This window comes from Cryobacterium arcticum (genome assembly GCF_003185895.1).
Classification (GTDB): Bacteria; Actinomycetota; Actinomycetes; order Actinomycetales; family Microbacteriaceae; genus Cryobacterium; species Cryobacterium arcticum.
On record NZ_QHLY01000012.1, the window covers coordinates 1,200,615 to 1,226,250 of the forward strand.

Sequence of the window (25,636 nt, forward strand, 5' to 3'; positions counted from 1 at the left end):
GGGTCAGGCGGCGGCGAGGGCGAAGGAACGCGCGCCGCGCTTGCGGGCCACCACCAGCAGCGACAGCGCCACCGAGGCCAGTGCGAAGATCGCCAGCGCGGCTGCCGCGCCGCCCACGGCGGCACCGCTTCCGCCGGAGACGATCGCCTGGATGCCCTGCACCGCCCAAGTCAGCGGCAGGAAGGGGCTGATCGCCCGGAACGGCGCCGAAACCAGTTCGACCGGGTAGAGGCCGCCGACCGCCACCAGTTGCAGGGCGAGCAGCACCAGGGAGACCACGATGCCGATCCGGCCGAACGCGGCCGTGAGCAGGTGGTGCACGGCAACGAAGGCGAAGGCGATCAGCAGCGAGAAGCCGAGCGTGGCCGGCAGCAGGGTCCAGGACACCCCGAGCACTCCGTGCAACAGCAGGGCAACGGCCACGGCCTGGGCCGCAGCAATCGCGAAGCCGCGGCCGAGCGAACGCCAGACCAGCCGGCCGGTCGTGGCGGTGGAGGCCAGGGCGATGGCCGAGAGCGGCTTCAGCACCAGGAAGATAGCCAGCGCGCCGATCCACAGGCCCACCGGCACGAACAGCATGCCGATGATCGGGCCGATGGAATCCAACGGGTTGTCCCGGGCGGCGTCCACCGTGACGGGCTCGGCGATCACGGCAGCCGTGTCTTCCGGGTCGAGGCCGGTGAGCGCGGAGGCGCTCTCGGCGCCCGTGGCCAGGCCGGTGGCGAGGTCGCTCGCGCCGGTCTCGAGCTGGTGGGCACCGTCGGCGGCCGCGGCGGATCCGGTGGCGAGCTGGGCCACACCGTCGGACAGGCTGCCGATGCCGGTGGCGAGGTCGCCGGCGCCGGTGCGCAGCGGTTCGGAGCCGGCGGCGAGTTGCGCGGCGCCGGCGGCGCTCTGCGAGATGCCGCCCTGGAGGCCGGTCACCGCGCCCGTGGTCTGCTGGCTGAGCGCCGTGCCGGCCTCGGCGAGGGCGTCGAGCCCGGCCTGGGTCTGCACCACTCCGCCGAGGATGCCCTGCACCGCCGCCTTCGTCTGCGGGTCGAGCGGGGCGAGCGCGGCGGCAGGGATCGAACCGGCCCCGGCGCTGAGCTGGGTGAAGCCGTCGGCGGCGGACTGCACCCCGCCGGTGTACTGCGTCACCCCGTCGCTGAGCTGGCTGAGCCCGGCGGCGCCGGCGTCCAGACTGCCGAGCCCGGTGCTGAGGGAGTCCACTCCCCCGGTGTAGGCATTCACACCGGTGGCGAAGCTGGCCGCACCGGTGGCGGCCGAGGCCGCACCGTCGGCCGTGGCCTGGGTGCCGTCCGCGAGAGAGTCGAGGCCGGTGGCCACACCGGTGACACCCGTCGCCAACTGCGCTGAACCATCCGCCGCCGCCTGCAGCGATTCGCCGAGGGTGCCGAGGCTGGTGTAAAGCCCGCCGAGGTACTGCTTGGTGATCTCGGTGCCGAAGGCGCCGGTCAGAGCGGTGCCCACCGATTGCGCGACGGAGCCGGCCAGGAAGGAATGGGCGTCGTCGGTGCGGATGGCCAGATCGGCCTGGGTAGGCGTCGAGCCCGACAGCGAGGTGACCGAGGCGGAGAAATCGGACGGGATCGTCAACACGGCGTATGCGGTGCCGTCGGCGAGAGCCGCCTTGGCGTCTTCATCGTTGGAGATCTCCCAGGCGAACCCGGTCGAGGCGCCGTCGCCGGCGGGCTTGGTCAGCTCGGTCACGAGTTGCCGGCCGGCCAGCACCATCTGCTCGGTACCGTCGGGCAGGGTGGTGTTGACGAACTCGTCGTCATTGACCACGAGCGCCGGCAGGGTGTCGATGCGCTCGTCCACGGTGTTCAGCGCACCGGCGAACAGGCCGGCCACGGCGAGGGGCACCACGATCAGGGCGGCCAGACCGGCCACGGCGGCGCCGCGGCGTTGACCGGGAGTGCGGCTGAAGAGCCTCTCGAGCCTGGTGCTCGCCGCTTCTCTGGTGCTCATAGCTGCAGGGCCTTTCGGGTGTCGGTGGAAGAAGTGGGAATGCTGCCGAGGTCGAGCCGTTGCAGGCCACGGTCCTGCGCGGTGGCCGGGTCGACATCGCCCTGCTGCGCCGCGCTGAGGATGAGTGTGGTGTCTGCCGGTGCCAGTGCGGAGAAGACGGCCGCAGGGTTCTGTCCGGCCTCGGCGGGAATGCCCCCGCCGAGGTCGACGATCAGCACGCCGGGGCGTTCGGTCAGCGCAGCCGCGACGAGGGTGGCCGCCCTGGCCAGCGCCGAAAGCTGCGACAGGTTTGAATCGAGCGAGAGGCGCACCGAAGCGGAGCCGGCCAGGGCCAGGTTGAGCCGGTCGACCCAGGCCTGCAGTTCGGCGGCCCGGTTTCTGGACTGAAACAGCGATTGCACCAGGTCGAGGCGTTCGGCGAGCACCTCGCCCACCGTCAGCCCGTTGTCCCGGGTGTCGGATGCGTCGGCGAGGGCGACGGAGCGCATCGCGACCGCCCGGTCGGAGGGCAACGCAGCCCCGCGCACCTGCAGGCGCCCCGCGACCGGGTCGAGCCGGCCGGCCAGGGTGGCGGCGAGCACCCGCCGGTCCGCGTCGGCTCCGGTGAGCACGAGCAGCGAGCCGGTGTCGACGGCAAGGTCGATCGGACCGAGCCTGGATTCCGGCAGCCCCACCACGAGACCGTCGGCGGTGATGTCATCGGTCTGCGCGCGGGCCCACGCACTGTCGTGCAGGTGCTGGCGCAGCCCCTCGCCCTCGATGTCGACGTTGGGCAGGATGCGGGCGAGCCAGCGCGGCAGCCACCAGGCCGCGTTGCCGGCCAGGGCCATGGCGGCCGGAACCAGGGTCATCCGCACCAGGAAGGCGTCGAGGAAGACGCCGACGGCCAGCGCGAAGGCGATGCCCTTGATGGCGCCGGAGCCCTCCGGCACGAAGGCGAAGAAGACGAAGAACATGATCAGCGCCGCAGCGGTGACCACCCGGGCCGCATGCGAGAAGCCGTGCACAACCGATCGTCTGGCGTTGCCGGTCTTGACGAATTCCTCCCGCATGCCAGAGACCAGGAAGACCTCGTAGTCCATCGCGAGGCCGAAGAGCACGGCCATCAGCAGGATCGGCAGGAAGCTCAGGATCGGCACCGGGTTCGACACCCCGAGCAGGTCGGCCAGCCAGCCCCACTGGAAGATCGCCACGGTGGCGCCGAGGGAGGCGAACACCGACAGCAGGAAGCCGAGGGCCGCCTTGATCGGCACGAAGATCGAGCGGAACACCATGGTGAGCAGGATGATCGACAGGCCCACCACGATCAACGCGAACGGTACGAGCGCGTTGGTGAGCCGGTTGGAGATGTCGATGGACACCGCGGTGGCGCCGGTGACGGTGACCGGGGTGCCGAGGTCGTCGTTGATCGACGGGGCCAGGTCGCGGATCGCCTGCACGAGCTCCTTGGTCTTCGGTGAGCTGGGCGAGCTCTCCGGCATCACCTGGATGATGGCGGTGTCGACGGTCTCGTTGGGCTGGCCGTCGCTGACGTGGGCAACGTCAGGCAGGTCGCGCAGCTCTGCGGTGATGGTGTCGAGGTCGCCGAAGATGTCGGTGGTCTGAGTGATGTCGACCATCACGATCAGCGGACCGTTGTAGCCGGGCCCGAAGCCGCTCTCGATCAGCTTGAACGCCTGGTACTGGGTGGAGTCGACGGGTTCGGACTCGCTGTCGGGCAGGTTGAGGTCGAGGCTGAGCGCCGGGATGGCCATGACGCCCAGGATGCCGACGACGGCCAGCACCGCAACGACCGGGGCCTTGAGCACGATGGCGACCCAGCGGTGGCCGAGGGTGGGCCGGCCGGTGTCGGGCGTGGTGGCGCGGCGGTGACCGCGGCTGCCGGGCTTGGGTGCCAGGCGCCCCTTGGCCAGGCCGAGCACGGCGGGCAGCAGGGTGATGGCCACCGCGATGGAGATGAGCACGGCGAACGCGGCGCCCAGGCCCATCACCGAGAGGAAGGGGATGCCGACCACGAGCAGGCCGAGCAGGGCGATGATCACGGTGATGCCGGCGAAGACCACGGCGCTCCCGGCCGTGGCCACGCTCGTGGCCGCCGACTCGTGCGGGTCGACGCCGTTTGCCATCTGGTTTCGATGCCGGGACAGGATGAAGAGCGAGTAGTCGATGCCAACGGCGAGGCCGAGCATCATGGCGAGCATCGGCGCGGTGCTTGACACCGCCACGAACGCCGACACGGTGCCGATGCCGCCGATGGCGACCCCCACGCCGACCAGGGCCATCAGCAGCGGCATCCCGGCCGCCATCAGCGAGCCGAAGGTGATGAGCAGTACCACCCCGGCGAAGAGCACACCGAAGACCTCGGTGACGGTGATGCCGAAGGTGTTGTCCTGGAAGACCTGCCCGCCGAAGGCAACGGTCAGCCCGGCCGCTTCGGCGGTGGCCGCGGTGTCGGTGATGGCGTCGAGGGTGGCGTCGGACACATCGGAGGACTGCCCGGCGAGCTGCACCTGGGTGAAGGCGGTGCTGTCGTCGTCGGAGATGGCGCCGGAGGCGTACTCCGAGAACGGGTCGATCACACTGTTGACGCCATCGACGTCGGCGAGCGCTGTGCCCATCGTGGTGATCGCGGTCTCGTACTGCGGGTCGCTCACCGAGGCGCCGTCCGGCGCCTGGTAGACCACCTGCACCGCGGCGCCCGCGGCCTGCGGGAAGACCTCGGCGAGTTTGTCGATGGCGTCCTGCGACTCCGTGCCCGGGATCGCGAAGGACTCCTGGGTCTGGCCGCCGAGGGCGGCGTTGGCGCCGAGGATGCCGCCGAGGATGACCACCCAGACGCCGATGACGAGCCAGGCCCGCCGGTAGGCGAAGTGGCCGATGCGATAGAGGAACGTTGCCATGGTCTATTTCCCGGTTTCGATCGGCGTGAGAAGCGGTGCGGCAGATGGCGGGGTGGGCGTGGCGGGGGGTGTCGACCGCACCGAGACGGGGGCGAGCAGGTCGATCATCACCACGCGCAGTGCGCTGCGGATCTCGTCGGGTGAGGTGGTGGCCCGGTTCACCGGCGTGCTGAAGTTCATGCCGGCCACCAGGGTGTAAGCGGCACCGCCGAGCGCCATGCCGAACCGGATCTGGTCTTCGACGCTGGCGTTGTTGTCGCAGATCGCGTTGGACAGGCGCATGATCAGCACCCCGGCCCGGTCGATCACGGCAATGCCCTTGAGCGACTGGGCCTGGTTGATGAAGGTGTGCAGTTCGAGGCGGAATTCGAGGATGAAATCGATGAAGTCGTCGACGAAGCGCATTCGGGTGGCGGTCGTCTCCGGCTGCGCGAGGAACTGTTCGAGGATGACCTCGAGTCGGTCGATGGCCGGGGTGAGCACCGCTTCGAGCAGCGCCTCCTTGGAGGCGAAGTGGTAGAGCACGCTCGACTTGGAGTAGCCGGCGACCTCCGCGATGTGCGCCAGGGATGCCCCGGCGAAGCCGACGGAGGCGAACTGCTCGAGCGCGGTCAATCGGAGTTCGTCGCTGGTCGTCTGGCGCGAGGAGGTGTCTGTGGTCACCCGAACACGCTAGTTGACCGATCGGTCAGCATCTGCACGATCGGTCAGATTGTCGGGAAACGTTCAGTCAGGCCGTCGCGGCGAGCGCCAGCGTCGCCAGCACCACGGTGACCGGGGCCACGATCAGGCCCAGCAGCAGGTACCGCCGCCAGGAGATCTCCACCCCCAGGCTGCTGAGCCGCTCGTGCCAGAGCAGCGTGGCCAGCGACGCCCAGGGCGTGATCAGCGGGCCGGCGTTCACACCGATCAGCAAGGCGACCATGCGCACGGGTGTGTTCGCGACGGGCTCCAGCGCAAGATAGGCCGGCAGGTTGTCGATGGCATTGGCGCCCAGCAGGCCGGCGCCGGCCAGCCGGAGCAGGCTCAGCGGGTCATTGCCCGTGCCGGCCGCGGCGTCGAGCAACTCCCCCAGCCCGAGTTCGTGCAGGGCGTCCATCACCAGGAAGAGTCCGGACGCCAACAGCACGAGCGGCCAGGGTACGAGCGAGAGTCGCAGGGTGGAGCGGTCGAGCACGAAGAAGATCACGGTGAGGATGAGCGCGGCCTGCACCGCGGGAATCCATACCGGCAAACCGGACAACAGGGCCGGAATGAGAGCCACGACGGTGACGGCGCTGGTGCCGAACAGCACCGGATTGGCCACGCGTCCCGGCGGCGCCATCGTGTATCCCTGTCGCAGCGGCCGGCGGCAGACCAGGAAGATGGCGCCGACGGTCACCAGGATCGCGGTGAGCGCCGGCACCGCGGTGAGCCCGGCGAACTCGAGCGGGGTCACCCGGTGCCCGACCATGGCGCTGATGCGCCCCTCCGCCAGCAGGTTGGTCAGATTGGACACCGGCAACAGCAGGGACGCGGTGTTCGCCAGCCACACGGTCGTGAGGGCGAACGGCAGCGGGCTCAGCCCCACGTGGCGAGCCATCACCACCACCACCGGAGTGAGCAACACCGCCGTGGTGTCCAGCGAGAGGAAGATCGTGCTGAGCACGGCCAGGACCACCACCAGGAGCCAGAGCAACCAGGTGCGACCCCGCGCCCACACGGTGAGCCGTTCCGCCACGAAGGTGAACACCCCGGCCGCCGCGGCCAGTTCTGCGACCACCGTGATCGCGACGACGAACACCAGGATCGGAAGCACCCGGTTGACCAGCTCCATCGTGGCAGGCCACGGCAGCACCCCGGTGATCACGGCTATGATCCCAACCAGAACCAGTCCCGCTCCGATGAGTGCCGTGCGCATCGCTCTCCATGTGTCGGTGAAACCTGACCCGCCAGATTAGTATCCACATCCCGAATACCGCAGCCCGTTAGCCCTGATCAACGTGCTGTCCCGGTAGCGTAGAACCAGGAGGAACACATGCGGAAGTTTTTGTTCAACAGCGCCATGATCGGCGTCGTCACCGGTGGATGGAACATCGTGCAGGCCACCCGGCACGGGCCGAGGGACTGGCGCCTGCTGCTCACCTGGCTGGGTTGGGGGCTGAGTGTGGCCGTGGCCGTCGGCAACGTGATCAAGGATGCCGACGAGAAGCAGCTGTCGAGCACGGACACCGCCTCGAAGAAGAAGAAGAAGAAGTAGCCGTTCGGGCCCCCCGAGTGCCCGCCTGCGGCGTGTCAACCCCCTGATTCGGTGGTCAGGGAGCGAAACTGGACTTCTTACGTTTTCGAGAAGGAAGGGGCACACGATGTTCGGTCGTCGACGCCGCAACGCAGCCGTCATCCAGGCACCGGTTGCCCCCGCCCCACCCGAGCTCAGTAACGCCCAGGTGTACCAGCACCTGCACGCCGCACTCGCCGAACTCGTGGGTGCCGACGGCGCCTGGACCCTGGTGCCGCGCTCCGAGGAAGACACCGATGTGATCTTCCACGGCCTCAAGGCCAAGGAGATCGCGGCGACCCTCACCGAGCTCCTGGCCGCCGAGACCGTGCGCTTGCGCACCGAGGCTCCGGCCGCTCCCGCGAACATCGCCGAGCCGCGCACCGACACCCCGGTCGACGGCATCACCGCGGTGCCCGGCACCGTGAGCACCGGCGCGATCCTGGTCGCCTCCGGTGCGGAGCCGACCGCACTGCCGTGGAACCCCGCTCCGATTTCGGTGTGGGCAGAACCCGACTCCGGCAACGCCGCACGCACCGGCGCCGACCGGGCCCGCCGCCTCGTCGCGTAACCCTCTTCCCCTCCCGTGAGCGCTGCGGGGTGATTGTGTGGGCGCGCATGGAAGGATAACTCCATGGCGCTGCACATCGAGGATTACGCACTGATCAGCGACTGTCATTCGGCAGCCCTCGTGGGCCGGGACGGCAGCATCGACTGGTTGTGCCTGCCGCGATACGACTCCGCGTCGATGTTCGGAGCCTTGCTCGGAACGGAGGACCACGGCCGGTGGCTGCTGGCACCCTCCGATCCCGGCGCGACCAGCATCCGCTCGTACGTGGGTGACACCTTCATCCTCTCCACGATCTGGACGACGAAGACCGGACAGGTCGAGGTGCTCGACTTCATGCCACACGGTGACGGTCGCGCCGACGTGGTTCGCTCGGTGCGCGGCATCTCCGGGCACGTGGAGATGCGGCAAGACCTGCGGCTGCGCTTCGGCTACGCCACGACGGTTCCCTGGGTGCGCCAGCTCACCCACGAGAAGACGCCCGGGCTGATCGCTATCGCCGGCCCGGACGCCGTGGTGGTGCGCGGGCCCGCGCTGCACGCCTCCGATCACCGGCACACGGCCACGTTCACCGTCAGCGCCAACGAGTTCGTCCCGTTGCACCTCACCTGGTATCCCTCGCACCGACCGTTGCCGGCGCCACTCAACGTGTCAGAGGCCTTTACTCACACCCGGGAGTGGTGGGAATCCTGGGCCGACGCCTGCGTGCACTCCGGCGAATTCCGCGGCAGCGTGGTGCGGTCGCTGCTCGTGCTGCGCGCGCTCACCCACGAGCGCACCGGCGGCATCGTCGCGGCCGCCACGACGTCGCTGCCGGAGATCGAGGGCGGTACCCGCAATTGGGACTACCGCTACGTCTGGCTGCGTGATGCGTCGCTGACTCTGCAGGTGTTGCTGTCACACGGTTATGAGAGCGAGGCCCAGGACTGGCGGGCGTGGTTGCTGCGGGCCATCGCCGGCGACCCGAACGACTTGCAGATCATGTACGGCCTGTCGGGTGAGCGCTACCTGCCCGAGCGCGAGCTGGAAAGCCTGCCTGGGCACCGTGGCGCCGCGCCGGTGCGGGTCGGCAACGGTGCCGTCGGTCAGTTCCAGGCCGACGCCGTCGGCGAAGTGATGATGGCCCTGCACTCCGCCCGGGGCGCCGGCGTGGAGGAGACCGAGTTCTCCTGGCCGTTGCAGCTCGCCCTGATGAAGTACCTCGAAGAAAACTGGCAGCGGCCGGACCAGGGCATCTGGGAGGTGCGCGGGCCGGCCCGAGAGTTCACCCACTCCCGGGTGATGGTCTGGGCAGCATTCGACCGGGCGGTGCGCGGTATCACCGAATACGGCCTGCCCGGCCCGCTGGACCGCTGGCGGCGCATTCGGGACGAGGTCCGGCGGGACATCGAGGAGCGCGGCTTCAACGTGGCCCGAGGGTGCTACACCCAGTACTTCGGCAGCGAAGAGGTCGACGCCTCGCTGCTGCTGCTACCCCAGGTTGGTTTCTGCGAGCCGACGGATGCGCGCATGCTCGGCACCGTACGCGCCATCGAGGCCGATCTGCTGCGCGACGGCCTGGTGTTGCGCTACCGCACGACGCCGGCGCTGGACGGCATCCAGGGCGGTGAGCATCCGTTCCTGGCCTGTTCGTTCTGGCTGGTGGAGCAGCTCGCCGGATCGGGGCGCACCGACGACGCCGTTGTCCTGATGACCAGGCTCGTCGCACTGGCCAACGATGTCGGGCTCCTGTCGGAGGAATTCAATGTGACGACGGGTCACCAGGCCGGCAACACGCCCCAGGCGCTCACCCACCTGGCGCTCGTGCGGGCCGCGGACGCGATCGAGGCGGCGGCCCACACGAGCCGGTCAGGAGGAGCTGCTGCTTCGGTTGCGGGTGGCCGCACCGTAGATGAGCAGCACGACGATCGAGCCGAGGATCGCGATCACCCAGGTGCGCAGATCGAAGAACGAGCCCATGTCGACACCGAAGATCAGCCCCGCCAACCAGCCACCGAGGAGCGCGCCGACCACACCGAGCAACAGGGTGATGAACCAGCCGCCGCCTTGCGTGCCGGGCAGGATCAGCTTGGCCAGGGCGCCGGCCAACAGGCCGAGTAAGAGGAAACTCAGGAAACCCATGATGTGCCTTTCACGACCCGGCGTCGGTGGATTCGCCGGCCGGCTGCTGTGATCATAAATCCGCACCCCTCGTGCCGATAGGCGCTCAGCCCGGGCTACGGCCCGCGAATCAGAGCCGACAGCAGAGTTCGGCGGGATTCTTTGTAGGTATTCCACTGCGGCACCCCGCGGGCGAATCCTAGATTGAAAACCATGACAGCCCGCCTCAGCGTGCGCGACCTCGCGCAGATCGCCATTTTCGCCGCCCTCATCGCCGCCCTGGGATTCCCGGGTGCGATCTCCCTCGGTGCGAGCATCGTGCCGATCACCCTGCAGACCCTCGGCGTGATGCTCGCCGGAGCGATCCTCGGGGCCCGCAAGGGCTTCCTGGCCGTGCTGCTGCTGCTCGTGCTCGCCGCGGCCGGCCTTCCGCTGCTGTCCGGAGGCCGGGGCGGCCTGGTCTGGTTCACCTCGTCCCCCTCGGCCGGATATCCCTACGGCTGGCTGCTCGGCGTGGTCGTGATCGGCTACCTCACCGCCCGGCTGCTGCCCCGCTACCCGTTCTGGCCGGCGCTGGGCGCCACCGCGCTCGGCGGCATCGTGGCGGTCTACCTGATCGGCGTGCCGGTCACGGCCATCAACCTCGGCCTGCCGCTCTGGGCGGCCCTGCTCGACAGTGCCAAGTTCCTGCCCGGCGACCTGGTCAAGGTGGTCGTCACCGTGCTCGTGGCCGCCCAGGTGCACCGTGCCTACCCCGGGCTGATCCCCCGTCGCCGGACCGAGAGCGTTCCCGCCGATTCGGCCGCTGCCCGGGCGCGAGCGTGACCGCTGCCGGCATCCGCTTCGAGTCGGTGTCGCACGGGTTCGATGCGCACCCCGTGCTGCAGGGCATCGACCTGAACCTCACCGAGCGACGCATCGGCATCGTCGGCGCCAACGGCAGCGGCAAGTCGACGCTGGCGCGCATGATCAACGGCCTGGTCACCCCCGACAGCGGAACCGTCACGGTGAACGGCCTGGACGTACGCCGCCAGGCCAAGCTGGTGCGCCGCGAGGTGGGCTTCATCTTCACCAACCCCGACAATCAGATCGTGATGCCGACGGTGCAGGAAGACGTGGCGTTCACCCTGCGCCGCCGGGGCCTGCCCGCCGACGAGATCGCCCGGCGCACCGCGGAGGCCCTCGACAGATTCGGTCTCACCGCCCTGGCCGAGCGCCCCGCCCACCGGCTCTCCGGAGGGCAGAAGCAGCTGTTGGCCCTCGCCGCGGTGCTCGTGGCCGGGCCGAGCATCGTCGTGGCCGACGAACCGACCACCCTGCTGGATGCTCGCAACACCCGGCTGATCACCGGCCTGTTGGTGTCGCTCACCCAGCAGGTGATCGTGGTCACGCACGACCTCGACGTGCTCGACGGCTTCGACCGGGTGATCGTCATCGACGAGGGCAGGGTCGTGGCCGACGACGTGCCCGCTGTGGCCCTGGCCACCTACCTCAGCCTGCTGTCGTGACCAGCGCACCCGGCGCAGCCGCCCACCCGGACGGCCCGAGATGATCGGCCTCTACCGCCCAGGCAACTCGCTCGTGCACCGCGCCCCCGCCCTGCTCAAGCTCGGGTTGCTCGCGGTGGGCATGCTGATGATCGGCGTGGTGGGTGACCCGCTCGTCTTCGTCTGGGCAGCCGCAGCCGTCGTCGGCCTCTACGCCTTGGCCGGGATGCCGCCCACCGCGGCCTGGCCGCAGGTCGGCCCGATCCTGTGGATCCTGCTCTTCGCCGTTCCCGTGCAGGTTCTGGTGGCCGGCGGCTCGGCCGCCGGCTGGCTCACCGCGGGGCTGATGGCCGGACGTCTCGTGGTGGCGGTCGCCCTCGCGGCCCTGTTCACCCTCACCACCACCGTCACCGCCGTACTCGAGGCCTTCCAGGTGCTGCTCAAACCGTTCTTCCGCTGGGTGGACGCCGACCGGGTGGGGTTGCTTGTCGCGCTCACCATCCGCTGCATTCCGTTGGTGGCCGCGATCGTGCGGGAGGTGCTCGAGGCCAGGCGCGCCCGCGGCGCAGAGGGCTCGATCGTCGCCCTGGCGGTGCCCGTTGTCGTACGCTCGTTGTACGCCGCCGATGCGATCGGAGAGGCACTGGCCGCACGCGGATTGGACGACTGAGTGGACCACCCGACGAAGAAATCCCGGTCCCGACTGGCCAGCCGCATCCGCTTCGCCGGGTGGGCGGCCCTCACCGCGCTGCTCCTGGGCATTGTCGCCGTGCTGATCTGGACCCAACTGGTGATGCCGGCCGACCGGGATGCGGCCCAGGCCGTGCTCGACAATCCCGCCGTCAGCGTCTCCGACACTGCGGCCGGCGTCGTCCTCGCTCCTACCGGCGAGGCCTCCGGCACCGGGCTGGTCTTCATCCCCGGCGCGAAGGTCGACCCGTACGCCTACCTGGCCACCTTTGCCGGCACCGTGGAGCAGACCGGTCTCACCGTGGTGATCACCAAACCCACCCTCAACCTCGCCTTCTTCGACCTGCGCCCCCTCGATACCTTCACGGCGGCCGCGCCCGACGTGGACCGCTGGCTCGTGGGCGGGCATTCGCTCGGTGGCGTGCGCGCCTGCATGTTCGCCCAGGATGCGAACGACGAACCCGAGGTGAGCGGACTGGTGTTGCTGGGCAGCTACTGCGCCTCCGCGCTCGAGACCCCTGAGCTCCCGGTTCTCAGCATCAGCGGCAGCGAAGACGGGCTGAGTACTCCGGCGAAGATCGAGGACACGGCCGGGCTGCTGCCGGCCGGCACCACCTTCGTGCAGATCGAGGGCGCCAGCCACGCGTCGTTCGGCGCCTACGGTGCCCAGCCCGGCGACGGGGTGCCCACGATCAGCCCGGCCGAGGCCGAGGCCGAGATCACTGCGGCCCTGTCCGACTTCCTGGCGCCGGGCACCGTGATCGTGGACTGAGCGGGGCCGGGGCCGCCCTTGTCGGTCGTGGCCGGCCGGGGCACCATGGGCGTGTCGAACAGCGCCGTCCCGACGAAGAGGAGCCCCGCATGCGCGCCACCGTTCTCTACGACACGCACTATGGCAACACCCGCACCATCGCGGAGGTGATCGCCGGCGAACTGGGCTCTGGCACCACGGCCACACCCGTCACCGGCTTCTTTCCCGGCGCGCTCGAGGGCATCGACGTGCTCGTCATCGGCAGCCCCATCGTGGGCTGGAACTCCACCGAGCCGATCCAGGCCTTCCTGGCCGGCCTCACCCCGGGCTCGCTCGACGGGATGCGCGCGGCGGCCTTCGACACCCGGGTCAAGCATTTTCTGCACGGCGACGCCGCCGGCAAGATCTCGCACGCCCTGCAGCGGGCGGGTGCGACGATCGTGGCGCATCCGCAGGGCTTTCTGGTGACCGGCTCGCGCGGCCCGCTCGCGGCCGACGCCCGGCGCAAAGCCACTGCCTGGGCGGCGTTCATCGGTTCCGAGTTGCGCGCCACGGCCTGATCCGGTCGGGCGACCCGGCTGAACAGGGCCACACTGGGGCGTGGCGGATCATCCGCCCCACGAATCCGCCCTCATGAAGGAGCATCCATGCGCGCCCGTGTCGTCTACGACTCGAACTACGGCAACACCCGCACGATCGCTGAACTGATCGTGTCGGAGCTGGGTGGGGAGGCCCTGCTTCTCAACGTCGTCGACGTCACCGCCGCCGACCTGGCCGGCATCGATCTGCTGGTCGTGGGCAGCCCGATCAACTCCTGGCGTCCGACCACCAAGATCCAGGAGTTTCTTCAGGGGCTCGCTCCCGGCTCGCTCGCCGGCGTGCGGGCGGCCGGGTTCGACACCCGCATCAAATTGTTCCACGGCGACGCCGCCGGGCGGATCTCCCAGGCCCTGAAGAAGGCCGGCGCCACCATCGTGGCCGACCCGCAGGGTTTCACCGTGCAGGGCACCGAGGGCCCCCTTGCGGCCGACGCTGTCGACAAGGCCAAGGCTTGGGCGGCCGGCATCGGGTCGGCGCTGGGCACGACCGCCTGATCAGCGCTTCTCGTGGTTAACGCACGAACGGCCCGGTCACAGCCGGGCCGTTCGTGTGCCGAACGCTGTTACTTGGTCAGCGAGTCGACGTATTCCTGGTTGTCTTCGATCCACTTGGCCACGATGGGCTCGTAGTCCTGGCCGTCATAGTCGACGAACATGGCGGTCTCGAGCGAGTACAGCTGATCGAGGTCCATCTTGTAGTCGGCAAGCCACTCGGTCACCTGCGGGTAGTCGGTGGAGAAGTCCTTCTTGCCGTAGGCGTGGATGGTCTCCGCCGTGCCCAGCGTGCCCTCGGGGTCTTCGAGGTTCTTCAGGTCGAACGAGCCGTAGGCCCAGTGCGGCTCCCAGAGGGTGACGGCGATGTTCTCGCCGGACTTCTGTGCCGCGGTCAGCTCGGTGAGCATCGCCGCGGTCGAGGAGGTCTGGTAGTCCATGTCCTCGAGGCCATAGGTGGGGATGGTGTTGTCGGTGACAGCCTCGGTGAGGCCGGCGCCGGGCTCGATGCCCACGATGCGGTTGTCGAACAGGTCGGCGTTCTCGGCCAGTTCGGCGAGGGTGTCGATCGGGGCATCCGCGTTCACGGCGATGGTGTTCTTCGCCTCGTCGTTCCACGCCCCGAGTTCGGCGATGTCGTCGCCGTACTCCTCGAGGTAGGACTTGTGGGTGTTGGGCAGCCACACGTCGAGGTTGAGGTCGTAGTCACCGGTGGAGAGTCCCGCGTAGACCGGGGCGACGTCGGCGTACTCGAGCTCGACGTTGTAGCCCTTCTCGTCGAGGATGGCCTTCCACAGCTCTGAGGCCGCGATGCCCTCGTCCCAGCCGTTGAACACGGCGATGGTGAGGTCCTTGTTGTCGGAGTTGCCCTCGCCGACGGTTTCGGCTTCGGCTGCGGCGCAACCGGAGAAGGCGAGGAGGCCGGCGGCCCCGAGTGCGATCATGCTGAGTGAACGGTTCTTCATGTGTTCCTTTCATGCCGCCGGTGAGGGCAGCGGATGGTGCAGGGAGGGAAGTTCAGGAGCCGATGAGCACGCCGGGCCGCTTGGCGGCCTCGTGCACGATTTCGTCACTGGTCGGCGCCGGCGTCAGCGGGGCGCTTCGGTGCTTGCGTGCGGCGCGGATGCGGCCGATCGGGGTGTTGCCGGTGCCCAACGCCGCGGTGATGCGGTCGAGGAAGATCGCGAGGATCACGACAGACAGGCCGGCCTCGAAACCGAGGGAGACATCGATGCGGTTCAGGCTGGCGACGACCTGCTGGCCGAGGCCACCGGCCCCCACCATTCCGGCGATGACGACCATCGAGAGTGACAGCATGATGACCTGGTTGATGCCGGCCATGATGGTGGGCATCGCCAGCGGCAGCTGGATCTGGCGGAGGATGCGCCACGGTGAGGCGCCGAAGGCCTGACCGGCCTCGACGACCTCGTGGTCGACGTTGCGGATGCCCAGATCGGTCAGGCGCACGCCGGGAGCCATGGCGAAGATGATCGTGGCGACGATGCCGGGCACGACACCCACCCGGAACAGGATCAGCGCGGGAATCAGGTAGACGAAGGCCGGCATGGTCTGCATGAAGTCGAGGATCGGCCGGATGATGCCGGAGGCCAGGTTCGACTTGGCCGACAGGATGCCCAGCGGCACGCTGAAGAGGATCGCCAGGATGCTCGCGACGAGTACCAGGGCGAGGGAGTCCATCGCGTTCTCCCACTGGTCGACGCCGACGATCACGACGAGTCCCACGACGGTGCCCACGGCGAATTTCCAGCCGCGGATCATCAACGCCAGCGCGGCGGCGACGAGGATGATCACCCAGAACGGCGGGGTGGCCAGCACCAGGTCGACGAGGTCGTAGGCGCCGCTGAAGATGGCGCGCACGAAGTCGAAGAAGAACCCGAAGGTGTCGGTGACGAAGTCGATGAAGGAATCGGCCCAGCTGCCCAGCGGAATGCGGAAGTCGGCCGTGTTCACCATGGCGGTGTTGATCAGGGCTGCGGTGCTCACGGCTGGACTCCTTCCGGCGCGGTTTCGCGCAGGGTTTCGGTGATGATGCTCATCGAGATGGTGGCCGGCGGTTCGATGACCGGCAGCTCCCCCGTGCCCGTGGTCACGTTGCCGAGGGCGGCGAGCAGGGTGACGCGGGGAATCACCCCGAGCAGGCGGTTGCGCTCGTCGACGACGGCGATGGGCAGGTCGCTCTCCACGGCCAGCTCGACGAGGTCGACCAGGGCGGTGTCGGCGGTCACCGCGGTGGCCTCCAGGATGATCGAGCGCAGGTCGCCGTCGCCGGCCTTGACCTGGGTGAGCACGTCGCGGTCGCGCACGACCCCGGCGAAGCTGCGGTCGCGGCGCAACACGAACGTCGCCGACGTCTGCAGGTCGCGCATGGTGCGGAGGGCTGCCCGCGGGCCAGCGGACACCGTGACGACCGAACGCACCGGCTCCATCACGCTGCCGGCGGTGAGCACCCGGGCCCGGTCGACATCCTGCACGAACTGGGCCACGTAGTCGTTGGCCGGGTCGGTGAGGATCTCCTCCGGGGTGCCGATCTGCACGATCCGGCCGTCCCGCATCACGGCGATGCGGTCGCCGAGGAACATGGCCTCGTTGAGGTCGTGGGTGATGAAGATGATGGTCTTGCCGAGCTCGGCCTGCAGCTCGATCAGCTGTTCCTGCATCTCGCGGCGGATCAGCGGGTCGAGGGCGGAGAACGCCTCGTCCATCAGGAGCACGTCGGTGTCGGCGGCCAGGGCGCGGCCGAGGCCGACGCGCTGCTGCATGCCACCGGAGAGCTCGGCGGGCAGGTTGTCGGCCCAACCGTCCAGTCCCACCAGGCGGATGATGGTGCGCGCCTTGGCGAGGCGCTTCTCGCGGGGCATGCCCTGCACTTCCAGGCCGTAGGCGACGTTGTCGATCACGGTGCGGTGCGGCAGCAGTGCGAAGTGCTGGAAGACCATCGAGATGCTCTGCCGGCGCACATCACGCAGTTTGGCTGCCGGGATGCCGGTGATGTTCGTGCCTCCGACGCTGACGGTGCCGCTGGTGGCCTCGAGCAGGCCGTTCAGCATGCGGATCAGCGTGGACTTGCCCGAACCGGACAGGCCCATCACGACGAAGATCTCGCCACGCTGAACCTCGAACGAGGCGTCGATCACGGCCGCCGTTCCGAGGTGCGCGAGCTCGTCGCGGCCGGCGCCGACTTGGAGCTTCTTGACGATCTCGTGCGGCTTCCGGCCGAAGGCCTTGTAGAGCTTGTCGGCCTTGACGGCGATGCTCGGTGCTGCGGTTTCTGGGCTGATCTGCGTGGGTTCCGCCCCATTGGCGGTTTCTTCTGGCTTGACGGCGATGATTTCGGTCACGGATTCTCCGGAGCACGCCGAACGGACCGCCTGAGCGGTCGACAACACGGGTACTCGCTGTGTCGGACGGGTAGGCCGAGACCGGCCTCTACACCAGCAAGCGGCGTGGGCTGGGGCAACCATGGGGTCGCATCCGTCTGGGCCTCACCGTACGCACGCGCTGCGCCCACGTACTGGCTGGGGGCTCTCGCGTTCGCGTCCTGGTGAAGGGTCGTAAGACCGTTGCCGAGCCTAACACGATGGGGCGCGTGAGACTATTTAACGCGTTTGCACTTACCGCTGGTCAAGATTTGAAAGTGCTGGTCAAGCCGATCATTCATGCACGGCTCGGGCACTTTGCGGCGGGCCCTGCCAGCGGCGCGGCGACAGAATCAGGCCGCATGTGTTTGCGAGACGGCCCGGCAGGCGTACGGTCACCCCCATAAGCGTCACATAGAGGTGGCGAAGACGGCTGCAAACGACGACGGAGAGGGCGATCATGGGCGGTTGGGGCATGGCCGGGCGGCTGTTCCTGGCCTACGTGGTCTTCATAGTCGTCGCGGCGGTGTTCGTGGGTACGGCCGCGTTCGTCGACACCCGCGATCGCGGCTACGAGGCCACCGCCGACCGCATGCTCTCTGTCGCCAAGGCGATCGCCGACAGCCCCCTCGTCGTGACCGCGGCCCAGTCGCCCGACCCCACCCTGGCCCTGCAGGCCTACACGCTCGAGGTCGGCGAACACGCGGACGCGGACTTCATCTCGGTGCTGAGCCCGTCCGGCATCCGGTGGACCCACCCGGACGCCGCCGAGATCGGCCGGACGTACACCGGGCAGACCGCTGGAGCGCTGGCCGGGCGGCCACTGACCGAGGTGGCCGCCGGCACCGTGGGTCCGTCGGTGAGGGCTGTCGTGCCCATCGTCGACCCCGACGGCACCGTGGTGGGACTGGTCGCGGCCGGGGTGCGCAGCAGTTCGTTGCAGACTGCCCTCGATGCCCGGCTGCCGGCCACTCTGGCCCTCACGGTCGCGCTGCTGCTGGTGGGGGCGATCGCCGCCGGGCTGCTCGGCCGTTACCTGCGCCGGTCCACGTTGGGCTGGGGGCCGGAGGAACTGGCACAACGTTACGGCTACGCGGCTTCGGCGCTGAATTCAGTGCGGGAGGGCCTGGTCCTTTCCGACCGGGCCGGCCGAGTCGTGTACTACAGCGACCGGGCCGCACAGCTGCTCGGCCTGCCCTCACGTCAGGGATCCCGTGGGGCCGTGCTTCCACCGACCGCCATCGACGACCTCTCGCTGCCGCCCGGTATCGCCGCGCTGATGCAGAGCGGGCGCACGGTTCAGGACGAGCTGCACGTCACCGCCAGCAGGGAACTGCTGGTCAGCCAGGTATCCGCTGTTCCCACTCCCGGGCGCACCCGCACCAGAGCGACACCGCTGGGCACCGTCACGACCGTCGTCGACAGTGCGGAGCTCGCCGCTCGGCTGCAGCGGATCGAAAGCCGTCACCGCAGCGACTGAGGCCGCCCGGCTGCCCTGGGCCGGATGGTTAGAGTGAATCGTGCGGAAAAGAGGTACGGATGGGTGGGTCGGCTGAGCCCGGCGCGGCAGGCGCGCACAATGCTGTTCCCGCCGCACGCCACACCCTCGGCATCCTGTCGCACCTCGCCGCCCAGCGCGGGCCGGTACCGGCCTCCACGATCGCCTCGGCACTCGGCCTGCCCCGCTCCACCGTGTACAAACTGCTCGGCGTTCTGCAGGACCTGGGCTTCGTGCTGCACTACCCGGAGGCCCGCCGGTACGGCATCGGCCTGGCCGCGTTCGAGCTGAGCTCCGGGTTCTCCCGGCAGGAACCGCTGGCCAGGCTCGGTCGGCCGATCCTCGCCGCCCTGGTCGACAAGATCGGCGAGAGCGCGCACTTGGCCGTGCTGCACGGCCGAGACGTGATCTACCTCGTGGAGGAGCGGGCGCCGCGCCGCCCGGCGCTCGTCACCGATGTCGGCGTGCGCCTGCCCAGCCACCTCACCGCGAGCGGCCGGGCGCTGCTGGCCACCCTGCCGCTGGCCCAGCTGCGTGCCCTGTTCCCCGACCCGTCGGCCTTCGCGCACCGGTCACGCGACGACGGCGACCACCCGGCCCCGGCCGTGCAGAGCTACCGCGAGCTCAGCCGACTCCTGGCGGAGGTGCGCAGCCAGGGCTACGCCGCCGAAGATGGCGACGTCACCGAGGGCATCGCATCCGTCGCCGTCGCGGTGCGCGACCACACCGGCTGGCCGGCCGCCGGTATCGCCGTGACTTTCGCCCGCACCAGCCTGCCGCCCGAACGGTGGGGTGAGCTCGCCGCCGAGGTCGAACGGGCCGCCGCCGAACTGTCCCGGCGCATCAACGGCCGGGCCGGCTGAGCGAGCCGGCGTCACCGGCAGGGACGGCGCGCACACTAATTTCGGGAATCGGTGAACCTTTTGCCGGGCGGGCTCGTTGTTCAGGGTGGATGACTCGCATCCGCACAATCAACGAACGAGGGTGACATGCAGAAGAAGACGAAAATCGGGCTGTGGATTGCGGGCGGAGTTGTCGTTCTCGGCGGTGCTGCCCTGGTGATCGGGCCGTCCGTCTACGCCGGCTACGCCAACAGCGTCGTCGAAGCGGCCCCCACCATCGCGCCCGCGACCAGCTCCCCGATGACGGATGCAACCGCACCGGCCGTGAACGCCGACGACCTCTCCGGCAGCTGGAGCGTCGGCGCTGACTCCTTCGCCGGCTACCGGGTCGACGAGGTGCTGCAGAACCAGGACGTGACCGTGACCGGCCGCACGAGCGATGTCACGGGGGACCTCACAGTGGACGCCCTCTCCCTCACCGCGGCCACCATCACCGTGGACGTGGCGAGCATCGCCACCGACGAGAGCGCCAGGGACGCCTACTTCCGGGACAACGCGATGAACGTTGCCGAGTTCCCCACCGCCACCTTCACCCTGACCGAGCCGGTCACTATCGAAGGCCCCGTTGCCGGGGTCGCCCAGACCGTCTCCGCGGTCGGCGAACTGACCATGCACGGGGTCACCCAGCCGGTCACCGTTGAGTTGCAGGCGGCGCTCACCGACGCAGGCGGCCAGGTCGTCGGCAGCATCCCGGTCACCTTCAGCGATTACGACGTCGAAGCCCCGGATCTGGGCTTCGTCTCGGTTGAAGATGCCGGCGCGATCGAGTTCTCGCTCAACGTCGCGCAGAATTAGGCCAGACGCGCGGGCACGTACCGGGAGGTACGTGCCCGGGGCGCGTGCTCAGTAATCCCCACAGACCCGGAGGTGATCGTGGCAGAACCGCAGGCGGAGCTGCTCCGTGCGCTGCACGATGCCCACGGTCCAGCCCTGTTCCGCTACGTCGTGCGGCTCACCGGCGACTACGGGTTCGCGCAAGACGTGGTGCAGGAGGCGTTGCTGCGCGCCTGGAAGCGCCCGGCGCTGCTCGAGCAGGACGACGAGTCCGCGCGCGCATGGTTGTTCACCGTGGCACGCAACCTCGTGATCGACGACCGGCGCAGCGCCCGGTATGCCCGGGAGATCAGCACCGACAACCTGCCCGAGAGCGCCGCTGCCGATGCCACCGAGGCAGTGCTCGACCGGTGGCTGCTCACGGATGCCCTCATCGCGCTCTCCCCCGAACACCGCACCGTGCTCGTGAGCGCGTACTACCTCGGCCAGCCGATCAGCGAGATCGCCCGCCGGGAGCAGGTGCCGGAGGGCACCGTCAAATCCCGGTTGCACTACGCCCTGCGAGCGATGCGGCTCGCCCTACAGGAAAGAGGGGTCACGCAATGACCTCCACCCCAGACGCCTTCCGTGAGTGGGACGCCGCCTATGTGCTGGGCGCCCTCAGCGCCGAGGACCGGCGCGCCTTCGAACGCCACCTGCCCACCTGCCCGGCCTGTGCCGCGGCCGTCGCCGAACTCGCCGGCCTGCCCGGGATCCTCAGCGCGCTCCCCGCGGCCGAGGCCGTGGCCATCCTCGAGGCCGCCCCCGCCGCCGCCGGTGACGAGCACCTGCGCACCGCGCTGCACCAGCCCGGGCTTGTTCAACGACTCGCCGGCGCTGCCGTGCGGCGCACCAGGCGCACCCGCATCCGGCTGATCGTCGCCGCCAGCCTGGCCGCCGCCGTGATCGCGGTGGGCGGCGGATTGCTCGGGGCCACTCTGGCGAACCCGACCACCCCCCTGGCCGCAACCACCGCCCCGCCGACCACGCCGGCCGAGGCGCCGACCGTGACCACCACCGCCCACGTCGTGGCGATGGAACCGCTCGAGCCCGACGCCCTGACCGCGGCGCTCACCATCACCGAGACCGACTGGGGCACCCGGTTCGACTGGTCGTGCGTGTACCTCAACCAGCTCTGGAAAGACAACGGCCCGCAGGGCTACGACATGGTGATGACCGACCTGACCGGCACCTCCACCGTGCTCGCCACCTGGACGGCGACCAGCCCGAGCACCGAGAACCTCGCGGCCTCGACCGACCTGCCCAGCGATCAGATCAGGAGCGTCGAGATCCGCGCCAGTGCGAGCGGCACCCCGCTCGCGCACAGCGACCTGTAGCGCGTCAGGCGGCGAGCGGCCGCAGCGTGCGCCCAGCCTCTGCCCGCACGGCCGCCGACACCGCGTCGAGCAGCGCAGACGACAGGTTCCAGCGCTGCCAGTACAACGGCACGTCCACCGGATGCGCGGGCGCCAGCTGCAGCAGCCGGCCGTCGCCGACCTCCGCCAGGCACTGCTGCTCGGGCAGCATGCCCCAGCCCAGGCCGAGGAGCACCGCCCGGGCGAAGTCGTGCGAGGTGGGGATGAAGTGACCCGGCGCGGTGCTGCTGCGACCGGTGCGGTCGCGGAGGAACGCATCCTGCAGGTCGTCGTTGCGGTCGAACACCACGATCGGGGCGTCGGGCAGGGCCGCGAGCGCACTGCCAGGGCCGCTGGACCCGAGCCAGCGCTGCACGAACGCCGGCGTGGCCACAGCGAGGTAACGCATGGTGCCGAGCGGCTCGGTCACACAGCCTTGCACGGGCTCGCGGCTCGAGGTGACGGCCGCCATCACGGCGCCGGAGCGCAACAGCGAGAGCGTGTGTTCCTGGTCTTCCCGGTGCAGATCGAAGGCCACATCGAGGTTGTCACCGAGCCCGGCCAGCGCGCCGAGGAACCAGGTGGCCAGGCTGTCGGCGTTCACGGCCAGAGCCACGGTCACGGCCCGCTCCCCCGCCGCCGTGCCCTCGAGTGCCCGCACCGTGTCGGCCTCGAGCAGCGCCATCTGGCGGGCATAGCGCAGCACCACCTCGCCCGCCTCGGTGAGAGTGACCGGGGTGGTGCGCTGCACGAGCACCCGGCCGCAGGCCTGCTCCAGCGCCTTCACCCGCTGCGAGACCGCGGAGGCCGTGACGTGCTGGCGGCGCGCGGCCGCATCGAAGGTGCCGGCCTCCACCAGGGCGAGCAGGGTGCCGAGCTGGTCGAGAGTGAAGCGCTGCATAAGCTCAGCTTACGCAGCATCAGAAAAGTTAGCTGGACTGTTTATCGTGGGGTCCCTACCGTGGAGACATGACCTTCACCACCACCCTCCTGCCCGCGCTCCTGGGGATGCTGACCGGGCTCTCCCTGATCGTGGCCATCGGCGCCCAGAACGCCTTCGTGCTGCGACTGGGCATCGAGGGACGCAACCGGGTGATCTTTCCGGTCGTGCTGATCTGCGCCCTCTCCGATGCCGTGCTCATCCTCGCGGGCGTGCTCGGAATGGGCGCGCTGGTGAAGACGGCTCCGGTGGCCATGGTGGTCGTGCGCATCCTGGGCGCCGCGTTCCTGATCGGGTATGCCGTCTTCGCGGCCCGACGCGCGCTCCGGCCGGGGGCGCTGGTCGTCGCGGACGAACCCGCGGCTCCGGTCGCCGGGAGCGCAGGCGCGGGCGGGGCCGCAGGCACGGGCGGGTCCGCGACGATGGTTTCCCATCGCGTCGGCTCGGCCACCCGCACCGGCACCAAGGTCGCCATCGGCACAGCGCTCGCACTCACCTGGCTCAACCCGCACGTCTACCTCGACACGGTCGTCTTCCTCGGCGCCGTGGCCTCGCAGCAGACCCCGGCCGAACGCTGGTGGTGGGCCGGCGGGGCCATGCTCGCCAGCCTGCTCTGGTTTGCCGGCCTCGGCTTCGGCGCCCGGTTGCTGCGCCCGGTCTTCGCCCGCCCCGGCGCGTGGCGGGTGCTCGACGCCCTCATCGCCGTGGTGATGCTCCTGCTCGGCCTCAAGCTGGCCTTCGACCTCTAGACCGCCGACCGCCGCCCGCACCGCTCGAAGGCCGGGAGCCTGCGCGGTACGCTTGCCCCGTGCTCACGAAGGATTTGATCCGTCTCTACCCCGAGCTGTACCACGTGGCGGCGGACGGCAGCTGGCCGGCGATCGAACGGCACGGCCTGCTCAGCGTCAGTGCGTTGGTCACCCGGTGGGGTGTGCGCCAAGGCGCTCCCCAGGCCGCGATCCTCACCAGGCGCCGGGGCGAAACTCTGGAGCTCGAGCATCCGGACTACGGCACCGCGGTCATCCGCCATCAGAAAGCCATGCACGAGTCGTCGCTGGCGGCTGCGCTCGAGGATGACCTGACGCCGAGCGAGTGGTACGCCATGCTCAACGACAGGGTGTTCTTCTTCCTGCAGAAGACGCGGCTGAACGAGCTGCTCGCGGCCCGGTCGTACCGGGACGATGCCCACACCGTGATCACCGTCGACACCCGCAGCCTGGTGGCCGCCCATGAGGACGACATCGAACTCACCACCGTGAACACCGGCTTCGCCCAACGGTTCAGCGCCGAGCCCCGCGGCCGCGACAGCTTTCAGTCGATCGAGGAGTTCTCCCACCCCACCCGGGCGCATGCCTCGACCAAGGTGGTGGATGTGGCCGAGCTCGCGGTGTACCGCGGAGTGCGCGACATCACCAAGCACGTCAAGCGCGTCGAGCGGATGCGTGACGGCACGGTGCTCGAGCGCTTCGTCTGACCCGCGCCGACACCGCGACGCGCCCGCGCCCGCGCGCCGCGATCGCCGGTCGAGCCTGTCGAGACCCCGCGACGTGCTTGTGTGTCACGGGGTCTCGACAAGCTCGACCAGCGGGACGGGTCGGTATCGAGACCGGCTCACCGGGTCTCGACAAGCTCGACCAGCGGGACAGGTCGGTACCGAGACCGGCTCACCGGGTCTCGACGAGCTCGACCAACGGAGGGGCTAGACCGCGGTGGCGCCGGCGACGGGAACGGCAGAGGCCTCGAGGCCGTTGCGGCGGGCGACCTCGCCGAGCCAGCTGGCGCTGGGCTTGGGGGTGCGGGCGAAGGTCTGCTTGTCCCAGCCGATCAGGCCGAAGGTGGGCGCGAAGCCCGAGGCCCACTCGTAATTGTCCAGCGCCGACCAGTGCAGGTAGCCGAGCAGGTCGATGCCGTCGTCGATGCAGGCGTGCAGGCCCTCCAGTGCGCCCTGGGTGTAGGCGATCCGGCGGCTGTCGTCGGCGGTGGCGATGCCGTTCTCGGTCACCATCACGGGCACATGGTCGGTCAGCTCCCAGGCGGCCCGCACGCCGATGCCGGCCGCCGGCGGGAAGAACTCCCAGCCGGTCAGGGTGGTCTCCACGTTCTCGGCGACCGGGCGGGGGCCTTCGGGGCCGATGAATGTGCGGGTGTAGGCCTGCACCCCGATGAAGTCGTCGCCCTTCACGGTCTCGAGGTACCAGTCCTCACGCGGGTAGGCGTATTCGGCGAGCTTCTCGTCTGCGCCCTCCTCGTCCACGGCCACGAAGGCCTGGGTGGCGATGGTCCAGCCGGTCTTGAGGCCGTTCACCTGCGACAGCACCTCGCGAGAGCGCTGGTGCGAGAGGAGCAGCGCATCCGCCACCTGCAGGTCGGGGTTGGCCAGGCCGTGCGCCACCAGGTTCGCGGCGTCCTCTCCCCCGGCCAACATCGCGGCGATGTTGGGTTCGTTGATCGTGCAGACGTAGTTCACGCCCTCCGCCACCACCGGCAGGGCCAGCTCGGTGTAGCGGGCGAACAGGTCGGCGGCATCCGGCGCACGCCAGAAGCCGTCGTTCTCGAACCAGCGGGGCACGGTGAAGTGCATGAGCGTCACGATCGGCTCGATGCCGAACTCGTGGCAGGTGTCGACCATGCGGCGGTAGTGGTCAACCGCCGAACGGGAGGTGAAACCGCGTTCCGGCTCGATGCGCGCCCACTCGATGCTGAACCGGTAGGAGTTCAGGCCCAGGTCGGCGAGAAGTTTGATGTCTTCGCGGTAGCGGTGGAAACTGTCGGCGGCGTCCCCGCTCGGCTCGACCATGGTGGTGCCCTGGGCGTGTTCCTTGGGCCACCAGTTGCTGTTGACGTTGTTGCCCTCGATCTGGTGGGCGGCGGTTGCGGCGCCCCACAGGAAGCCATCGGGGAAAGTGAGCATGGAAGGATCTCCTTGGGTTGCG

General features: G+C 69.5%; 25 protein-coding genes and 1 pseudogene. 16 read left to right on the forward strand and 10 right to left on the reverse strand.

What is annotated here, in order from left to right:
- Positions 1-3: 3 nt before the first annotated feature.
- From CTB96_RS15335 to CTB96_RS15350, 4 genes are all read right to left on the reverse strand, one after another.
- Positions 4-1,974, reverse strand: coding sequence for a YhgE/Pip family protein (locus CTB96_RS15335; RefSeq protein WP_110127696.1), 1,971 nt, complete (start codon positions 1,972-1,974; stop codon positions 4-6).
- Positions 1,971-4,874, reverse strand: a complete 2,904-nt coding sequence (locus CTB96_RS15340; RefSeq protein WP_110127697.1) for an MMPL family transporter — start codon at positions 4,872-4,874, stop codon at positions 1,971-1,973. Before CTB96_RS15340 ends, CTB96_RS15335 begins: the two co-directional genes overlap by 4 nt.
- Before the next feature lie 3 nt (positions 4,875-4,877).
- Complete coding sequence (locus CTB96_RS15345; protein ID WP_110127698.1) at positions 4,878-5,537, reverse strand: TetR/AcrR family transcriptional regulator; 660 nt, start codon at positions 5,535-5,537, stop codon at positions 4,878-4,880.
- Between the two features lie 67 nt (positions 5,538-5,604).
- Positions 5,605-6,774, reverse strand: coding sequence for an SLC13 family permease (locus CTB96_RS15350; protein ID WP_110127699.1), 1,170 nt, complete (start codon positions 6,772-6,774; stop codon positions 5,605-5,607).
- A gap of 117 nt (positions 6,775-6,891) precedes the next feature.
- On the opposite strand from CTB96_RS15350, the gene CTB96_RS15355 reads away from it, so the two are divergent.
- From CTB96_RS15355 to CTB96_RS15365, 3 genes and pseudogenes are all read left to right on the forward strand, one after another.
- Positions 6,892-7,113, forward strand: coding sequence for a hypothetical protein (locus CTB96_RS15355; protein WP_110127700.1), 222 nt, complete (start codon positions 6,892-6,894; stop codon positions 7,111-7,113).
- A gap of 106 nt (positions 7,114-7,219) precedes the next feature.
- A complete protein-coding gene (locus tag CTB96_RS15360) occupies positions 7,220-7,702 on the forward strand; it encodes a hypothetical protein (protein WP_110127701.1) in 483 nt (160 codons plus the stop codon).
- A 33-nt stretch (positions 7,703-7,735) separates the two neighbouring features.
- Positions 7,736-9,535: pseudogene (locus CTB96_RS15365) on the forward strand (glycoside hydrolase family 15 protein); the annotation flags it as partial.
- A 12-nt stretch (positions 9,536-9,547) separates the two neighbouring features.
- On the opposite strand, the gene CTB96_RS15370 reads toward CTB96_RS15365, so the two are convergent.
- A complete protein-coding gene (locus CTB96_RS15370; RefSeq protein ID WP_110127702.1) occupies positions 9,548-9,820 on the reverse strand; it encodes a GlsB/YeaQ/YmgE family stress response membrane protein in 273 nt (90 codons plus the stop codon).
- Between the two features lie 192 nt (positions 9,821-10,012).
- Between CTB96_RS15370 and CTB96_RS15375 the strand changes: the two genes are divergently transcribed.
- The 6 genes from CTB96_RS15375 to CTB96_RS15400 all read left to right on the forward strand — a co-directional run bounded on the left by CTB96_RS15375 (position 10,013) and on the right by CTB96_RS15400 (position 13,821).
- A complete protein-coding gene (locus CTB96_RS15375) occupies positions 10,013-10,624 on the forward strand; it encodes a biotin transporter BioY (protein ID WP_110127703.1) in 612 nt (203 codons plus the stop codon).
- Positions 10,621-11,307 (forward strand): energy-coupling factor ABC transporter ATP-binding protein, encoded by a 687-nt coding sequence (locus CTB96_RS15380; protein WP_110127704.1) that lies wholly within the window; start codon positions 10,621-10,623, stop codon positions 11,305-11,307. Before CTB96_RS15375 ends, CTB96_RS15380 begins: the two co-directional genes overlap by 4 nt.
- A gap of 40 nt (positions 11,308-11,347) precedes the next feature.
- Positions 11,348-11,956, forward strand: coding sequence for an energy-coupling factor transporter transmembrane component T family protein (locus CTB96_RS15385; RefSeq protein ID WP_110127705.1), 609 nt, complete (start codon positions 11,348-11,350; stop codon positions 11,954-11,956).
- Positions 11,957-12,748 carry an alpha/beta hydrolase gene (locus CTB96_RS15390; RefSeq protein ID WP_248283397.1) on the forward strand — a complete coding sequence of 264 codons (792 nt, stop codon included), beginning with the start codon at positions 11,957-11,959 and terminating at the stop codon, positions 12,746-12,748. It begins immediately after the preceding gene.
- A gap of 89 nt (positions 12,749-12,837) precedes the next feature.
- Positions 12,838-13,287 carry a flavodoxin family protein gene (locus CTB96_RS15395; protein WP_110127706.1) on the forward strand — a complete coding sequence of 150 codons (450 nt, stop codon included), beginning with the start codon at positions 12,838-12,840 and terminating at the stop codon, positions 13,285-13,287.
- Between the two features lie 87 nt (positions 13,288-13,374).
- Positions 13,375-13,821: a flavodoxin family protein gene (locus CTB96_RS15400; RefSeq protein ID WP_110127707.1), complete on the forward strand. Its 447-nt coding sequence runs from the start codon at positions 13,375-13,377 to the stop codon at positions 13,819-13,821.
- Positions 13,822-13,889: 68 nt separating this feature from the next.
- Here CTB96_RS15400 and CTB96_RS15405 read toward each other — a convergent pair whose 3' ends face one another.
- From CTB96_RS15405 to CTB96_RS15415, 3 genes are read right to left on the reverse strand one after another with little or no spacing between them, the layout of a single operon-like run.
- Positions 13,890-14,783, reverse strand: coding sequence for a glycine betaine ABC transporter substrate-binding protein (locus CTB96_RS15405; protein ID WP_110127708.1), 894 nt, complete (start codon positions 14,781-14,783; stop codon positions 13,890-13,892).
- A gap of 52 nt (positions 14,784-14,835) precedes the next feature.
- A complete protein-coding gene (locus tag CTB96_RS15410; RefSeq protein WP_110128519.1) occupies positions 14,836-15,792 on the reverse strand; it encodes an ABC transporter permease in 957 nt (318 codons plus the stop codon).
- Positions 15,793-15,818: 26 nt separating this feature from the next.
- Positions 15,819-17,117, reverse strand: a complete 1,299-nt coding sequence (locus CTB96_RS15415) for a quaternary amine ABC transporter ATP-binding protein (protein WP_248283491.1) — start codon at positions 17,115-17,117, stop codon at positions 15,819-15,821.
- 538 nt (positions 17,118-17,655) lie between these two features.
- Between CTB96_RS15415 and CTB96_RS15420 the strand changes: the two genes are divergently transcribed.
- The 5 genes from CTB96_RS15420 to CTB96_RS15440 all read left to right on the forward strand — a co-directional run bounded on the left by CTB96_RS15420 (position 17,656) and on the right by CTB96_RS15440 (position 21,745).
- Positions 17,656-18,675, forward strand: a complete 1,020-nt coding sequence (locus CTB96_RS15420; RefSeq protein ID WP_110127710.1) for a sensor histidine kinase — start codon at positions 17,656-17,658, stop codon at positions 18,673-18,675.
- 59 nt (positions 18,676-18,734) lie between these two features.
- On the forward strand, positions 18,735-19,556 hold the full coding sequence (locus tag CTB96_RS15425) for an IclR family transcriptional regulator (protein WP_110127711.1): 822 nt from the start codon (positions 18,735-18,737) through the stop codon (positions 19,554-19,556).
- A gap of 126 nt (positions 19,557-19,682) precedes the next feature.
- Positions 19,683-20,390: a YceI family protein gene (locus CTB96_RS15430; RefSeq protein WP_110127712.1), complete on the forward strand. Its 708-nt coding sequence runs from the start codon at positions 19,683-19,685 to the stop codon at positions 20,388-20,390.
- 78 nt (positions 20,391-20,468) lie between these two features.
- Positions 20,469-20,975, forward strand: coding sequence for a sigma-70 family RNA polymerase sigma factor (locus CTB96_RS15435; protein WP_110128520.1), 507 nt, complete (start codon positions 20,469-20,471; stop codon positions 20,973-20,975).
- Positions 20,972-21,745 (forward strand): anti-sigma factor family protein, encoded by a 774-nt coding sequence (locus tag CTB96_RS15440; protein ID WP_110127713.1) that lies wholly within the window; start codon positions 20,972-20,974, stop codon positions 21,743-21,745. The genes CTB96_RS15435 and CTB96_RS15440 overlap by 4 nt, the downstream gene beginning before the upstream one ends.
- A 4-nt stretch (positions 21,746-21,749) precedes the next feature.
- Here the strand turns inward: CTB96_RS15440 and CTB96_RS15445 are convergent, their stop codons facing one another.
- Positions 21,750-22,664 (reverse strand): LysR family transcriptional regulator ArgP, encoded by a 915-nt coding sequence (locus CTB96_RS15445; protein ID WP_110127714.1) that lies wholly within the window; start codon positions 22,662-22,664, stop codon positions 21,750-21,752.
- Positions 22,665-22,732: 68 nt separating this feature from the next.
- Here CTB96_RS15445 and CTB96_RS15450 point away from each other — a divergent pair, with 68 nt between their 5' ends.
- Positions 22,733-23,452: a LysE/ArgO family amino acid transporter gene (locus CTB96_RS15450; protein WP_248283398.1), complete on the forward strand. Its 720-nt coding sequence runs from the start codon at positions 22,733-22,735 to the stop codon at positions 23,450-23,452.
- A gap of 59 nt (positions 23,453-23,511) precedes the next feature.
- Positions 23,512-24,177 carry a DUF7002 family protein gene (locus CTB96_RS15455; RefSeq protein ID WP_110127715.1) on the forward strand — a complete coding sequence of 222 codons (666 nt, stop codon included), beginning with the start codon at positions 23,512-23,514 and terminating at the stop codon, positions 24,175-24,177.
- A 225-nt stretch (positions 24,178-24,402) separates the two neighbouring features.
- On the opposite strand, the gene CTB96_RS15460 is transcribed toward CTB96_RS15455, so the two are convergent.
- A complete protein-coding gene (locus CTB96_RS15460; protein ID WP_110127716.1) occupies positions 24,403-25,614 on the reverse strand; it encodes a glycoside hydrolase family 1 protein in 1,212 nt (403 codons plus the stop codon).
- Positions 25,615-25,636 lie beyond the last annotated feature (22 nt).

Excerpts from the sequence above, each read along its gene's own strand:
- CTB96_RS15370 (WP_110127702.1), bottom strand. The coding sequence starts at position 9,820 with ATGGGTTTCCTGAGTTTCCTCTTACTCGGCCTGTTGGCCGGCGCCCTG.
- CTB96_RS15395 (WP_110127706.1), top strand. The coding sequence starts at position 12,838 with ATGCGCGCCACCGTTCTCTACGACACGCACTATGGCAACACCCGCACC.
- CTB96_RS15420 (WP_110127710.1), top strand. The coding sequence starts at position 17,656 with ATGGGCGGTTGGGGCATGGCCGGGCGGCTGTTCCTGGCCTACGTGGTC.
- CTB96_RS15350 (WP_110127699.1), bottom strand. The coding sequence starts at position 6,774 with ATGCGCACGGCACTCATCGGAGCGGGACTGGTTCTGGTTGGGATCATA.
- CTB96_RS15445 (WP_110127714.1), bottom strand. The coding sequence starts at position 22,664 with ATGCAGCGCTTCACTCTCGACCAGCTCGGCACCCTGCTCGCCCTGGTG.
- CTB96_RS15335 (WP_110127696.1), bottom strand. The coding sequence starts at position 1,974 with ATGAGCACCAGAGAAGCGGCGAGCACCAGGCTCGAGAGGCTCTTCAGC.
- CTB96_RS15340 (WP_110127697.1), bottom strand. The coding sequence starts at position 4,874 with ATGGCAACGTTCCTCTATCGCATCGGCCACTTCGCCTACCGGCGGGCC.
- CTB96_RS15355 (WP_110127700.1), top strand. The coding sequence starts at position 6,892 with ATGCGGAAGTTTTTGTTCAACAGCGCCATGATCGGCGTCGTCACCGGT.
- CTB96_RS15375 (WP_110127703.1), top strand. The coding sequence starts at position 10,013 with ATGACAGCCCGCCTCAGCGTGCGCGACCTCGCGCAGATCGCCATTTTC.
- CTB96_RS15410 (WP_110128519.1), bottom strand. The coding sequence starts at position 15,792 with ATGGTGAACACGGCCGACTTCCGCATTCCGCTGGGCAGCTGGGCCGAT.
- CTB96_RS15400 (WP_110127707.1), top strand. The coding sequence starts at position 13,375 with ATGCGCGCCCGTGTCGTCTACGACTCGAACTACGGCAACACCCGCACG.
- CTB96_RS15460 (WP_110127716.1), bottom strand. The coding sequence starts at position 25,614 with ATGCTCACTTTCCCCGATGGCTTCCTGTGGGGCGCCGCAACCGCCGCC.
- CTB96_RS15360 (WP_110127701.1), top strand. The coding sequence starts at position 7,220 with ATGTTCGGTCGTCGACGCCGCAACGCAGCCGTCATCCAGGCACCGGTT.
- CTB96_RS15430 (WP_110127712.1), top strand. The coding sequence starts at position 19,683 with ATGCAGAAGAAGACGAAAATCGGGCTGTGGATTGCGGGCGGAGTTGTC.
- CTB96_RS15450 (WP_248283398.1), top strand. The coding sequence starts at position 22,733 with ATGACCTTCACCACCACCCTCCTGCCCGCGCTCCTGGGGATGCTGACC.
- CTB96_RS15440 (WP_110127713.1), top strand. The coding sequence starts at position 20,972 with ATGACCTCCACCCCAGACGCCTTCCGTGAGTGGGACGCCGCCTATGTG.
- CTB96_RS15425 (WP_110127711.1), top strand. The coding sequence starts at position 18,735 with ATGGGTGGGTCGGCTGAGCCCGGCGCGGCAGGCGCGCACAATGCTGTT.
- CTB96_RS15385 (WP_110127705.1), top strand. The coding sequence starts at position 11,348 with ATGATCGGCCTCTACCGCCCAGGCAACTCGCTCGTGCACCGCGCCCCC.
- CTB96_RS15405 (WP_110127708.1), bottom strand. The coding sequence starts at position 14,783 with ATGAAGAACCGTTCACTCAGCATGATCGCACTCGGGGCCGCCGGCCTC.